The 14,199-nt window shown below is 52.0% G+C and carries 11 protein-coding genes; 7 read left to right on the forward strand and 4 right to left on the reverse strand.

The genetic code is table 11. The annotated features are described in order from the left end of the window. Positions 1 to 47: 47 nt before the first annotated feature. Both macB and macA read right to left on the reverse strand, forming a co-directional pair. On the reverse strand, positions 48 to 1,994 hold the full coding sequence (gene macB, locus OGX95_RS02020; RefSeq protein WP_286628141.1) for a macrolide ABC transporter ATP-binding protein/permease MacB: 1,947 nt from the start codon (positions 1,992 to 1,994) through the stop codon (positions 48 to 50). Further along, positions 1,991 to 3,106 (reverse strand): macrolide transporter subunit MacA, encoded by a 1,116-nt coding sequence (gene macA, locus OGX95_RS02025; protein WP_286628142.1) that lies wholly within the window; start codon positions 3,104 to 3,106, stop codon positions 1,991 to 1,993. Before macA ends, macB begins: the two co-directional genes overlap by 4 nt. A gap of 162 nt (positions 3,107 to 3,268) precedes the next feature. Between macA and OGX95_RS02030 the strand changes: the two genes are divergently transcribed. Next, complete coding sequence (locus OGX95_RS02030; protein ID WP_286628143.1) at positions 3,269 to 4,219, forward strand: VirK/YbjX family protein; 951 nt, start codon at positions 3,269 to 3,271, stop codon at positions 4,217 to 4,219. Here the strand turns inward: OGX95_RS02030 and OGX95_RS02035 are convergent. Beyond that, positions 4,216 to 5,874 (reverse strand): ATP-dependent endonuclease, encoded by a 1,659-nt coding sequence (locus OGX95_RS02035; protein ID WP_286628144.1) that lies wholly within the window; start codon positions 5,872 to 5,874, stop codon positions 4,216 to 4,218. The genes OGX95_RS02030 and OGX95_RS02035 overlap by 4 nt on opposite strands. A gap of 363 nt (positions 5,875 to 6,237) precedes the next feature. Between OGX95_RS02035 and aqpZ the strand changes: the two genes are divergently transcribed. The 4 genes from aqpZ (at position 6,238) to hcr (ending at position 10,764) form a co-directional block, all read left to right on the forward strand. Next, positions 6,238 to 6,933, forward strand: a complete 696-nt coding sequence (aqpZ, locus tag OGX95_RS02040) for an aquaporin Z (RefSeq protein ID WP_048212061.1) — start codon at positions 6,238 to 6,240, stop codon at positions 6,931 to 6,933. A gap of 144 nt (positions 6,934 to 7,077) precedes the next feature. Further along, entirely contained in the window at positions 7,078 to 7,977 is a 900-nt protein-coding gene (locus OGX95_RS02045; protein ID WP_286628145.1) for a LysO family transporter, read from the forward strand. A gap of 155 nt (positions 7,978 to 8,132) precedes the next feature. After that, complete coding sequence (hcp, locus tag OGX95_RS02050) at positions 8,133 to 9,785, forward strand: hydroxylamine reductase (protein ID WP_286628146.1); 1,653 nt, start codon at positions 8,133 to 8,135, stop codon at positions 9,783 to 9,785. A 10-nt stretch (positions 9,786 to 9,795) separates the two neighbouring features. Further along, positions 9,796 to 10,764 carry an NADH oxidoreductase gene (hcr, locus tag OGX95_RS02055; protein ID WP_286628147.1) on the forward strand — a complete coding sequence of 323 codons (969 nt, stop codon included), beginning with the start codon at positions 9,796 to 9,798 and terminating at the stop codon, positions 10,762 to 10,764. Between the two features lie 87 nt (positions 10,765 to 10,851). On the opposite strand, the gene OGX95_RS02060 is transcribed toward hcr, so the two are convergent. Then, positions 10,852 to 11,286 (reverse strand): DoxX family protein, encoded by a 435-nt coding sequence (locus tag OGX95_RS02060; RefSeq protein ID WP_286628148.1) that lies wholly within the window; start codon positions 11,284 to 11,286, stop codon positions 10,852 to 10,854. A gap of 153 nt (positions 11,287 to 11,439) precedes the next feature. Here OGX95_RS02060 and poxB point away from each other — a divergent pair, with 153 nt between their 5' ends. Further along, entirely contained in the window at positions 11,440 to 13,158 is a 1,719-nt protein-coding gene (gene poxB, locus OGX95_RS02065) for a ubiquinone-dependent pyruvate dehydrogenase (protein WP_286628149.1), read from the forward strand. Between the two features lie 36 nt (positions 13,159 to 13,194). After that, on the forward strand, positions 13,195 to 14,196 hold the full coding sequence (ltaE, locus tag OGX95_RS02070; RefSeq protein WP_286628150.1) for a low-specificity L-threonine aldolase: 1,002 nt from the start codon (positions 13,195 to 13,197) through the stop codon (positions 14,194 to 14,196). Positions 14,197 to 14,199: the final 3 nt, after the last annotated feature.

Below are 14,199 nucleotides of genomic sequence, written 5' to 3' on the forward strand. Positions count from 1 at the left end.
GCCAGCCCCTGAGGCTGGCATTTTTATTTATTATGCAATACAACAGGTTATTCTCGCGCCAAAGCATCCACGGGATCCAGACGCGCGGCATTACGGGCCGGAAGCCAGCCAAACAAAATTCCGGTGGCGGTTGAACACAAGAAAGCCGTTAACAGCGCGACAGGAGAGAAACCAATTTCCCACCCAGGCAGGAACAGTTGTAGCGTAAAGGCAATTAACATCGACAAACTGATACCGAGCGCGCCTCCCACCAGGCACACCAGCACAGCCTCAATTAAGAACTGCTGTAGCACATCGCTGGCCCGCGCTCCCACTGCCATCCGAATACCGATTTCACGCGTACGCTCTGTCACCGATACCAGCATAATGTTCATCACGCCGATCCCCCCCACCACCAGCGAAATCACCGCTACCAGTGTCAGAAAGAGCTGTAATGTACGTGTGGTTTTTTCGGCGGTTTTCAAGATGCCATCCATGTTCCAGGTGAAGAAATCTTTTTTGCCATGACGCAGCGATAACAGACGGGTGAGTTGCTGCTCGGCCTGGGCGCTATCAAAACCCTCTTTTACCCGCACGGTAATAGAGTTTAACCACGATTGCCCCATGATCCGTCCTGACATGGTGCTGTATGGTAGCCAGACGCGCAGGATCTTACTGCTGCCAAACATCGATTGTTTTTCTTCCGCAACGCCAATGACGGTGGCTGGCATATTTCCCACCAGAATAACTTCACCCACCACTTTTGCTTTGCTGGGGAACAACTGGCGTCGGGTATTGCTGTCGAGCACCACCACCTGTGCCCGCCCCGCCAGTTGCTCTGCATTAAAGGTCGCGCCTTCACTGAACGTCATGCCATAGACATTGAAGTAATCACCGCTAACACCGTTTGCACTGGCGGCGACATCAATATTGCCATAGCGCAGGCGTAGGTTCTTTGATACCGCAGGCGTAACGGAACTGACCCAGGGTTGCTTCTGAATCGCAACTAAATCGTCATACTTCAGCGCCTGCTGATATTGTGGATCGTCATCACCGAAATCTTTGCCCGGATAGATATCGATAGTATTCGTACCAATCGCTCGGATGTCTGCCAGCACCAGTTGTTTTGCCGCATCACCCACCACCACAATCGATACCACCGAAGCGATACCGATGATGATGCCCAGCATTGTGAGCAGTGTACGCATTTTGTTGGCGGCCATGGCTAGCCAGGCCATGGTCAATGCTTCACGAAAGCCGCTGGAAAACTGACGCCAGCCAGAAGCCGTCGTCACCGCGGGTTCAGCAATATCACGTCCGCTAGCGGGCTTTTGTGGTGGTGGATTACGCACAATCTCGCCATCACGAATTTCAATTACGCGTTCTGCCTGGGCGGCAACCTGGCTGTCATGCGTGACGATGATTACCGTATGCCCGCGATCGCGTAGCTGATGCAGAATAGCCATCACCTCTTCGCCGGAGTGGCTGTCCAACGCGCCAGTGGGTTCATCAGCCAGAATGACCTGACCCCCGTTCATCAACGCACGCGCAATACTGACACGTTGCTGCTGGCCACCGGAAAGCTGGGAAGGCTGATAATCAACTCGGTCGCCCAACCCCAGACGCTGAAGTAATTCCTGAGCACGAACCAGACGCTGCTTACGTTCAGTCCCGGCATACACCGCCGGAACTTCAACATTTTGTGCCGCCGTTAAATGTGAAAGCAAATGATAACGCTGGAAGATAAAGCCGAAATGCTCACGCCGCAGTTGCGCTAACGCATCGCTATCCAGTGTAGAAACATCCCGCCCCGCAACCCGATAGGTTCCACTGGTCGGCTTGTCCAGACATCCCAGAATGTTCATCAGCGTCGATTTACCCGAGCCAGACGCCCCGACAATCGCCACCATTTCGCCGGCCTGAATGCGCAAGGAAACGTCCTTTAATACCTCGACCTGTCCCTCGCCTGACGGGTAGCTGCGGCGGATATTGCTCAACTCAAGCAATGCCGTCATTGTGCTACTCCCGCTTTACCCTCACCGGTGATCACTTCATCACCCTCTTCCAACCCTTTCACAATTTCTACGTCGGTATCATTACGGGCGCCGATGACCACTTCGCGCTCACGAGTTTCACCATTACGCAGCAGCCGGACGTTATAGCGGTTGTTGCCAATAGGATCGCCCAACGCCGCCAGCGGGATCGTCAGTACATTTTTAACGTCTGTGAGCTGGATGTGCACCTGTGCGGTCATATCAAGGCGCAGGATCCCCTTCGGGTTAGGCACTTCGAAGCGCGCATAGTAGAAAATGGCGTCATTCACCTTCTCAGGCGTCGGCAGTACATCTTTGAGCACGCCTTCATACCGTGTCTGCGGATCGCCCAACACAGTAAACCAGGCTTTTTGGCCCGGCTGCAGGTGAATAACATCTGCCTCGGAGACCTGCGCTTTTACCAGCATGGTGCTCATATCTGCCAACGTCAAAATGTTGGGCGCCTGCTGGGCGGCAATGACGGTTTGCCCCTGGAGGGTGGTGATTTGTGTCACTTCACCCGCCATTGGCGCGACGATCCGCGTGTAATCGAGGTTCGTTTTTGCCGTATCAAGGGAAGCCTGATTACGCTTTATTTGTGCATCAATAGTGCCAATCTGTGCCTGTTTGACCGCCATCTCGGTCGCTGCCGTGTCGAGATCCTGCTGCGAAACCGCCTGCGTTTTCGCCAGTTGTTGCTGACGAGAAAGCGTTACGCGTGCCAGTTTCCACTCAGCTTCAGCCTGCAAACGCTGAGCCCGCAGCTCCATGAGCGTCGCTTCAACTTCTTTGATTTGGTTTTGTGCCTGCTCAGGATCGATAACGCCGAGCAACTGATCTTTTTTAACCTTATCGCCAATAGCTACTGACAGCGTTTTTAACTGCCCACTCACCTGTGCACCAACATCAACTTTGCGTAACGCATCCAGTTTCCCGGTGGCCAGCACACTTTGCTGGAGATCGCCTGGACGTACAATTAACGTTTGATACTGAGGTAGTGGCGCATTAAGCGTTCGCCAAAGTGAAATCATCGCCACAATAATGATGATGGCGAGGAGAAAATAACGTTTTTTAATTTTTCCCTTGAGCTTCATAAAATGTCCCAGTGTCCCCCAATACGCCCACCAGAGTGGAGTGATAAACATCAACGATAAATTAACAGGCGTTGAAAAGTGCAAAGAATAACAGAGTTATTGATGAACCGTTAAGGTCCGCTGTGCTGAAATTAGTATCAGAGTATCTATTGGATTGTTATTATGAGCCAGCTAACAGAAAGCACTTTTCATTCTTCCAGACCTGCCACAAGTTTTAGTCTTTTTTGTCGTCTGACAACCGGACAATGGCGGCCAGGTAAATTTTGGCATCAACGAAGCTTTCGCCGTAAGTTTGTATGGCGCTCATTGCTGATGCCACGATTGACACGTGAGTGGATGGCTGAGCTGGCGCAATGGCCGGATCTTGAAGAAATTCTCGCGATACAACCCCGTATACCGGTTCGTCTGCATCGCGCGTATCTCGCAGTCAACCTTGACCGTAAAGCAAAACTCGATGCCGTGCGTTTTCATTACAATGTTTTTCGCAACGCTTTTTCATCGAAAGAGTTTAATGATTATTTAAGTGCAGATGGGTTACAACTGGCACAAATTGAAGGCAAAGATAGCGCAATATACACCATTATCATGTCCTCATTTATTGCCCTCGATAAAGAAGGTGAAAGTACCATTCTTGTCCGTAATAGTGAGGGCGAGACATTAGCAGAAATGACCTTCACCCTGTGCAACTATGAAGGGCGCAGCGCGCTTTTTATTGGTGGCTTGCAGGGGGGTAACCGATTAATGCCGCACGAAGAAATTCAAAAAGCGACGAAATCATGCCACGGTTTGTTTCCTAAACGCATTGTAATGGAAGCTATTTGTCGTTTTGCAGAACAATTGAATATTGAACAGGTACTGGCAGTCAGTAGTGACCAGCATATTTTTCGCAGCCAGCGTTACCATGATAAAAACAAGGTTATTCATTCTGACTACAATTCATTTTGGGAGTCAGTTGGCGGCGAATGTGACAGCAATGGCTACTATCATATTCCGCGTACGCTGGCGCGTAAAAGCGAAGCCGATATTGCCAGTAAGAAGCGCGCGGAATATCGCCGCCGCTATCAGTTACTCGACAGTATCCACTCGCAGTTATCAGTTATGTTCCGCCGCTAATCCGCTCGCCCGCGTGCTAACCACAGCACGCGGGAAAACATTTTCCGCAGCAACGTTGGTACCGCTTCAACACCGCGTCGCCCCGCTTCCATCGCCACTTCAATCGCCAGATCCGGTTTTGACGAGCGATGGATCGCCTTCGCTATAATTTTCCGCATATTCATCGGCACATTTTCCGGTATTTGCGCCACCCGATGAAAAACATCCGAGAACCCCTGGCGGTACATAAAATGTTCCATGTCGAGCGCGGGTAACATGGTCAAATGCTCACGCTCTTCCTCTTTGTCATCGTTCAACAGGCTGCGTACCGTGGCCGCATACTTTTTCCCCGCCTCATCGCCATCAACCAGCACATGCCATTCAATTCCCATCCGGCGAGCAAACTTCACCAGTGGTTTAAGCCCCGATTGGGCAAATTCAATGACTTTAATCCCTTCAGCATCAAAGTGATGCCCGCACTGACGAGCCAGCTCGTTGATGACCCATGTTTCTGTTTCGCCCTCCACCAACAGCCAGCAACGGGCAAACAGTGAAGACGCCCGATTAAAACGGATATGGAAGGCAATGCGCCGCCCATCTTCCGCATTGAGTCCTCCCGGTCCCAGTCGCCAGGCGGCAACACGGGAAGATTCTCGTACCAGTCGGACAACATGTTCCACGGGCGTGAGTGACAACAATTCACCAGAGTTGGTCGTCGTCACTCGCTGCAGGGGAAGCAGGTTCAACAGTTGCCAGGCAACAGACAACATAATGGGGTGTAACCGCGTTTCAGGATCTTCTACCAGTAGCAACGGACGAGCGTCTTTATCCAGCCTTAGCGACCCTTTGGCCTGTAATAGCGTGGAAAACAGCCCCAGCAGAATCACACGGTGCGTGCGCCCTCCAGGTTTATCAATCATACGGTTGATAATATCCAGATAACGCCAGCTGCGTTGCTCGTTGTTGGAGCGTCGGCGCATCAGACGATAGCGGGACTGGCCAGAACCTTGTTCCGAAAAGTAGTGCTCCAGCAGTTGAACCATCGCTGAGAGCCCCTGGCGAATCTGCCCATCCGTCAGATTCTGCGGTCGGGTGGCCAACTCACGCGCCATAAAATCCAGTTGACGCGCAGTCACTTCAACATCCGCTGAATCCGGCACCGTGCCATTACGGATCCGCCGCATAAAACGCGCATCACGTAAACGTAATACTGGCATCAAACGCACCAGATGACGCGCCTGATCGTTAATATTGTCGAGGGGTAACGGGTGGCCTTCGCCATCAAGGAAACTGCGTAATGTCAGGACGCTGCCGTCATCAGCGCACTCACCTTCCAGTCGATAGAAAATACGGTGATAGTTATCGGGGCACATCGACCAGCACGCTTCTAACGGGCGATATCGGCGCACACGATGGCGACCCGGTTGAGATTCACGAAACGTCAGGACAATATGCAGATGATGTTCCCGGCCCAGGATATCACCCGGCGGGAACCAGAAATCTTCGCGGTTAAAGTGGTACAAATCCGACTCTGGCGACAACAGCAGGGTTAACGCATCCAGCAGGCTGGACTTACCCCACGCGTTCTCCCCAATCAGCACGTTGTTCTGCTCCAGCATCAACGACAGCCGATTAATACCACGAAACCCAACAATCTCAACGCGTTCGAGAATCATATAGCCTCCGGAAATGCTCACTTTTTCCTTCAAGTTATCAGGAGTATAACGGTAAGCGAGTGCTCAGAACACCCGATATCATCCGCAGATAAATCGAAGAGTTAAGAATATTCTCTTTAAAAATTACTTTTGAATATAATTTTAGACGTCAATAATCCGATTTCTGATAACTGAACTATGCTTTATTCACCTGAAATCCAAAAAGGATTCGCATCATATTGCCTTAAATCAAATTTTTTTATTAATTTAAGTGGCGAAGGGATGAGATTTTTTTCTAGAATAAGCGCTCTTTAATCATCGTCCCTTTTAGCGATGAAATACCGGGATAGAAAAACTAACCCGGAACTTTTAATTGAGGTGGTTATGTTCAGGAAATTAGCAGCCGAGTTCTTCGGCACGTTTTGGCTTGTTTTTGGTGGGTGTGGTAGTGCCGTTCTGGCCGCGGCTTTCCCGGAGTTAGGTATTGGGTTTGCCGGTGTCGCCCTAGCGTTTGGTCTGACAGTATTAACCATGGCATTCGCTGTGGGTCATATTTCAGGTGGCCATTTTAACCCGGCAGTGACATTCGGCTTATGGGCTGGTGGTCGCTTCCCGGCGAAAGACGTTATTGGTTATGTTATTGCTCAGGTTGTGGGCGGCATTGTAGCAGCAGCGGTACTTTATCTCATTGCCAGCGGCAAAGCCGGTTTTGATGCAGCAGCCAGTGGTTTCGCCTCAAACGGTTACGGAGAGCATTCGCCTGGCGGATATTCCATGCTTTCTGCCATCGTAATTGAAATCGTCCTGACCGCAGGTTTCTTATTAGTGATCCATGGTGCGACCGATAAACATGCTCCGGCAGGTTTTGCGCCAATTGCAATCGGTCTTGCCTTAACGTTGATTCACCTGATCAGTATCCCGGTCACCAATACCTCCGTAAACCCGGCACGTAGCACCGCGGTTGCTATCTTCCAGGGTGGCTGGGCATTACAACAGCTTTGGTTATTCTGGGTTATGCCGATTATCGGCGGGATCGTCGGCGGTCTTATTTACCGCACCCTGCTGGAAAAACGTGATTAATCGCTAACAACAAGGCCTGATGAACTGTCAGGCCTTTTTTCCCCCCGCTATATTTCCTTTAATTTGCAACTTTACTCCCCTCTTTGCTTTCAGTAGTGTGTGCAGGCGCATTTCGTCTTACTTCTCAGCAAGGATCTGGTTTTCATGTTTTCAGGACTGTTAATCATTCTGGTCCCCCTTATTGTGGGTTACCTCATTCCGCTTCGACACAGAGCCGCATTAAAACTCATCAACCGGCTGTTAAGTTGGATCGTCTACCTTATTCTCTTTTTTATGGGGATCAGTCTGGCGTTTCTGGATAATCTCGCCAGTAATCTGTTATCCATTTTTTATTATTCTGCCGTCAGTGTGACGGTCATTCTGCTGTGTAATATCGCAGCGCTGCTGTGGCTGGAGCGCTCACTCCCCTGGCGACACAGCCACCAACAAGAGAAGCTCCCCTCCCGAATCGCGATGGCGCTTGAGTCGCTACAGCTTTGCGGCGTCGTGGTGCTGGGTTTTCTGTTGGGGCTTACCGGATTGTCGATGCTGCAGCACGCGACCGAAGCCAGCGAATATACGCTGATCTTTTTATTATTCCTGGTTGGGATCCAACTGCGAAACAGTGGTATGACATTAAAGCAGATCGTACTGAACCGTCGGGGCATGATTGTTGCCGTCGTCGTAGTGGCCAGTTCTCTGCTGGGCGGCGTCATTAATGCGCTGATCCTCGGCCTGCCGTTGAAAACCGCACTGGCGATGGCATCGGGTTTCGGCTGGTATTCCCTGTCAGGCATTTTGTTGACCGAATCATTCGGTCCAGTAATTGGCAGCGCCGCCTTTTTTAACGACCTGGCGCGTGAGTTGATTGCCATTATGCTGATCCCTGGACTGGTGGTCCGCAGTCGTTCAACCGCATTGGGTCTTTGCGGGGCGACATCAATGGATTTCACGCTGCCCGTCTTGCAACGCAGTGGCGGTCTGGAGATGGTTCCCGCAGCCATTGTGCACGGCTTTATTCTTAGCCTGTTAGTACCTCTGTTAATGGCCTTTTTCTCCGCCTGATACACAGACAAATACCTCTCTGGCGGTAGTCAGCTACCGCCAAAATTGCGCTAAATCAATCTCCCTGCAAGTTGTATCAGAAATCCCTTTAATCCCTTCGCGCGCAGGCATAACCTTAAACATGTATATCAAATATAACTTTAAAAGGTGTGACCATGTTTTGTGTGCAATGTGAACAAACCATCCGTACTCCGGCAGGAAACGGCTGCTCTTACGCGCAGGGTATGTGCGGTAAAACTGCTGAAACCTCCGATCTGCAGGATCTGCTGATTGCTTCCCTACAAGGTCTGTCTGCATGGGCTGTTAAAGCGCGTGAATACGGCATCATCGACCATGACGTCGATAACTTCGCGCCGCGTGCATTCTTCTCTACGCTGACCAACGTTAACTTCGATTCCCCGCGTATTGTTGGCTATGCTCGTGAAGCTATCGCCATGCGCGATGCACTGAAAGCGCAATGCCTGAACATTGATGCTAACGCAACGGTTGAAAACCCGATGGCCGACCTGCAACTGGTCAGCGACGATCTGGGCGACCTGCAACGTCAGGCCGCTGAATTCACCCCGAATAAAGACAAAGCGACCATCGGCGAGAACATTCTCGGCTTGCGTCTGCTGTGCCTGTACGGCCTGAAAGGTGCGGCAGCTTACATGGAGCACGCACACGTTCTCGGTCAGTACGACAACGATATCTACGCGCAGTACCACAAGATCATGGCGTGGCTGGGTACCTGGCCTTCCGATATGAACGCTCTGCTGGAGTGCTCAATGGAAATCGGCCAGATGAACTTTAAAGTGATGAGCATTCTGGATGCCGGTGAAACCACCAAATACGGTCACCCAACACCAACCCAGGTCAACGTGAAAGCAACCGAAGGCAAATGCATCCTGATCTCCGGTCACGACCTGAAAGATCTGTACAACCTGCTGGAGCAGACCGAAGGTACCGGCGTTAACGTCTATACCCACGGTGAAATGCTACCAGCACATGGCTACCCGGAACTGCGTAAGTTCAAACACCTGATCGGTAACTACGGCAGCGGCTGGCAGAACCAGCAGGTTGAATTTGCTCGTTTCCCTGGCCCAATCGTCATGACCTCTAACTGCATCATCGACCCAACCGTTGGCGCATATGATGACCGCATCTGGACCCGTAGCATCGTCGGTTGGCCGGGTGTGAGCCACCTCGAAGGTGATGATTTCGGTCCGGTTATTGCTCAGGCGCAGCAGATGGCTGGCTTCCCGTACAGCGAAATTCCTCATCTGATCACCGTCGGTTTCGGTCGTCAGACGCTGCTGGGTGCCGCTGATACGCTGATCGACCTGGTGAGCCGCGAAAAACTGCGTCACATCTTCCTGGTTGGCGGCTGCGACGGTGCACGCGGCGAACGTAACTACTTTACCGACTTCGCCACCAGCGTACCGGACGACTGCCTGATCCTGACGCTGGCCTGTGGTAAATACCGTTTCAACAAACTGGAATTCGGCGATATCGAAGGTCTGCCGCGTCTGGTCGATGCCGGTCAGTGTAACGATGCCTACTCTGCCATTATCCTGGCCGTCACTCTGGCTGAGAAACTGGGCTGTGGCGTGAACGACCTGCCCCTGTCTCTGGTGCTCTCCTGGTTCGAACAGAAAGCAATTGTTATTCTGCTGACCCTGCTGTCTCTGGGTGTGAAAAACATCGTGACTGGCCCAACGGCACCTGGCTTCTTCACACCCGATCTGCTGGCTGTACTCAACGAGAAATTTGGTCTGCGTTCCGTGACCACCGTTGAAGAAGACATGAAGCAGTTGCTGAGCGCGTAAGGAGTAAAGAATGACAATGCCAACCCATCAGTGCCCGTGGCGGATGCAGGTTCATCACATCCATCAGGAAACGCCGGATGTGTGGACAATTTCGTTGCTATGCCACGACTATTATCCCTATCGTGCCGGGCAGTATGCACTGGTCAGCGTACGTAACTCAGCGGATACGCTGCGTGCTTACACTATCTCTTCAACGCCGGGCGTAAGCGAGTACATCACGCTGACCATCCGCCGCATTGACGACGGTGCAGGTTCTCAGTGGTTAACCCGCGACGTGAAGCGCGGCGACTACATCTGGCTGTCCGATGCCATGGGTGAATTTACCTGTGAAGATAAAGCCGAAGACAAGTTCCTGATGCTGGCTGCCGGCTGTGGCGTAACGCCAATCATGTCGATGCGTCGCTGGTTGGCGAAGTACCGTCCACAAGCCGACGTGCAGGTGATTTTCAACGTTCGCTCGCCAGAAGATGTCATCTTTGCCGATGAATGGCGTGAGTATCCGGTGACATTAGTCGCTGAAAACAATGCCACTCAGGGTTTTGTTTCCGGTCGACTGACCACCGAACTGCTGAAGAACGTCCCGGATCTGACCTCACGTACCGTGATGACCTGTGGCCCGGCCCCGTATATGGATCTGGTCGAAAAAGAAGTGAAAGCGCTTGGCGTAACACGCTTCTTTAAAGAGCAGTTCTTCACTCCGGTGGCCGAAGCGGCAACCAGCGGCCTGAAGTTTACCAAGCTGCAACCCGCACAAGAGTTCTATGCGCCGGTTGGCACAACGCTACTGGAAGCACTGGAAAGCAATAAGGTTCCGGTCGTTGCCGCCTGTCGCGCAGGCGTGTGTGGTTGCTGCAAAACCAAAGTGGTTGATGGTAACTATACGGTCAGCAGCACCATGACGCTGACCGATGCAGAAATTGCGGAAGGTTACGTTCTGGCTTGTTCCTGTCATCCGCAGGGCGATCTGGTACTTGCGTAAATAGTCACTGCCGGATGGCATACTTATCCGGTCTACAAGAACCGTTGTAGGCCGGACAAAGTATTAATACCGTCATCCGGCCATTTATCACCGCCAGGCTGAATTGCCGCCCAGGGCATATTTTCCTGCGCCCAGAAACGCCACCGCCATCGCGCCAATAAAAAAGTACACCAGACTCTCAATCGCCCAGGCACCGGTTTTGTCCAGAGACCAGGTTTCTCCCATCCCGACCATCAGCCACGCCACAATCATTGTAAACGCCAGCCCTAATGCCGCCGGGCGTGTCAGGATCCCAAGAATAATCAGGCAAGGCGCAACAACCTCCCCCAGCAAGACACCGTAAGCAATAAAGCCGGGGAATCCTTTCGCTATCAGCATGCCACTGATGCCATCAATACCCGCGAACAGTTTATGCAGTCCATGGAACAGCATCAGCCCGCCAACAGCAAGGCGTAACAAAAACTTGCCAAAATCCTCGTGCGTCAGCATCCGGTTAACTGCATTTAATAGTCTTGTAACCATTTGAATTCGTTCCTTGTTTTACCATGTCTTATGCCAAACTACGCTTTATTTTCGTGAAATGTAAGCTGCCGAAAATAAGGGGGTAATGAGAAGCATAACTATTATCTTCATCTAAACTTGTAACCGGTATCACATTAAAGGAGATGGAAAACCATGAAACAAACGGTTGCTGCTTTTATTGCTAAAACCCTTGAACAAGCTGGCGTTAAACGTATTTGGGGTGTGACGGGCGACTCACTGAATGGCCTCAGCGATAGTCTGAATCGTATGGGAACGATTGACTGGATGCCAACCCGCCATGAAGAGGTTGCCGCTTTTGCCGCAGGGGCAGAAGCCCAACTGACCGGTGAACTGGCCGTTTGTGCCGGTTCATGCGGACCGGGAAACCTGCACCTGATTAACGGCCTGTTTGATTGCCACCGCAACCATGTCCCGGTGCTGGCAATTGCGGCACATATTCCTTCCAGTGAGATAGGCAGTGGTTATTTTCAGGAGACCCACCCGCAGGAGTTGTTCCGCGAATGTAGCCATTATTGCGAGCTGGTTTCCAGTCCTGAGCAGATCCCCCAGGTACTGGCGATTGCGATGCGAAAAGCCGTATTAAACCGCGGTGTCTCGGTAGTCGTCTTACCTGGCGACGTCGCGCTGAAACCCGCGCCGGAAAGCGCCAGTACGCACTGGTATCACGCACCGCTGCCGGTGGTTACGCCAGCAGAAGAAGAAATTAAAAAGCTGGCGCAACTGCTGCGTTATTCCCGCAACATTGCCCTGATGTGCGGCAGCGGTTGTGCCGGGGCACATAAAGAGCTGGTCGAATTTGCCGCTAAAATCAAAGCCCCGATTGTTCACGCTCTGCGTGGTAAAGAACACGTTGAATACGACAACCCTTACGACGTCGGTATGACCGGATTAATCGGCTTTTCTTCCGGGTTCCATACCATGATGAATGCCGACACGCTGATCTTACTCGGCACTCAGTTCCCTTATCGTCCGTTCTACCCTACCGATGCCAAAATTATCCAGATTGATATCAACCCGGCGAGCATTGGCGCACACAGTAAAGTGGATATGGCGCTGGTGGGGGATATTAAATCCACGCTTCGCGCCCTGCTTCCACAGGTAGAAGAAAAAACCGATCGGCAGTTTTTGGACACAGCGCTGGAACACTATCGCGATGCACGCAAAGGGCTGGATGATTTAGCCAAACCCAGCGATAAAGCCATTCATCCACAATATCTGGCACAACAAATCAGCCATTTTGCCGCGGACGACGCAATCTTTACCTGTGATGTGGGCACACCGACAGTGTGGGCCGCCCGCTATCTGAAAATGAACGGTAAACGCCGTCTGCTAGGATCGTTTAACCACGGTTCAATGGCAAACGCCATGCCACAAGCGCTGGGTGCGCAGGCGACTGAACCAGGTCGTCAGGTCGTCGCGATGTGCGGCGATGGTGGCTTCAGCATGTTAATGGGCGATTTTCTCTCGGTTGTACAAATGAAGCTCCCGGTGAAGATAATCGTGTTCAACAACAGCGTACTGGGTTTTGTGGCAATGGAGATGAAGGCAGGCGGTTATCTGACAGACGGGACGGAACTACACGACACCAACTTCGCACGGATTGCCGAAGCCTGTGGTATTACCGGCATCCGCGTAGAGAAATCCTCTGAGGTCGATGAGGCCCTGCAACGCGCCATGTCAATTGATGGTCCCGTGCTGGTCGATGTCGTTGTGGCGAAAGAAGAGCTCGCCATTCCACCACAAATAAAACTCGAACAAGCGAAGGGATTTAGCCTGTATATGCTGCGCGCGATCATCAGTGGACGCGGTGATGAAGTGATCGAACTGGCGAAAACTAACTGGCTCAGGTAAAACAGAGGGCATTACCTCACTTAAAAAGGAATGCCCGTGATTGATTTACGCAGTGATACCGTCACCCGCCCGAGTCGCGCCATGCTGGAAGAGATGATGGCAGCCCCGGTCGGGGACGATGTTTACGGAGATGACCCTACCGTTAACGCCCTTCAGCACTACGCCGCTGAACTTTCTGGCAAAGAAGCTGCTATTTTCCTGCCTACCGGCACCCAGGCTAATCTGGTTGCGTTACTCAGCCATTGCCAGCGCGGCGAGGAATATATCGCCGGTCAGGGTGCTCATAACTACTTATATGAAGCGGGCGGCGCCGCAGTGCTCGGAAGTATCCAACCCCAGCCTATTGATGCTGCCCCAGACGGTTCTCTGCCACTGGACAAAGTAGCCGCAAAAATCAAAGCCGACGATATTCATTTTGCCCGCACGCGCCTGCTCAGTCTGGAAAACACCCACAACGGTAAAGTGTTGCCACGTGAGTACCTGAAGGATGCCTGGGAATTTACCCGTGAGCGAAACCTTGCCCTGCACGTTGATGGTGCACGAATTTTTAACGCCATCGTCGCCTATGGCTGTGAGTTAAAAGACGTTACTCAATACTGCGACTCGTTCACAATTTGCCTTTCCAAAGGTCTGGGAACGCCAGTGGGTTCACTGCTGGTCGGCAGTCATGACTACATCAAACGCGCGATTCGCTGGCGCAAAATGACCGGCGGCGGAATGCGTCAGGCCGGGATTCTGGCGGCTGCCGGACTGTATGCACTGAAAAATAACGTCGCGCGCTTACAAGATGACCACGACAACGCGGCCTGGATGGCAGAGCAACTGCGTGAAGCGGGAGCGGATGTCCTGCGTCACGACACCAACATGCTGTTTATCCGTGTTGGCGAAGAACATGCCACAGCACTGGGCGAGTATATGAAGGCACATGGCGTGCTGATTAACGCCTCCCCGATTGTGCGCCTGGTGATGCATCTGGACGTGTCACGTGCACAGCTTGCTGAAGTCGTCGCCCACTGGCGCGCTTTTTTAACCCACTAAGGA

It is taken from the genome of Citrobacter sp. Cu233 (assembly GCF_030332225.1).
In the GTDB taxonomy this organism is placed as follows: Bacteria; Pseudomonadota; Gammaproteobacteria; order Enterobacterales; family Enterobacteriaceae; genus Citrobacter.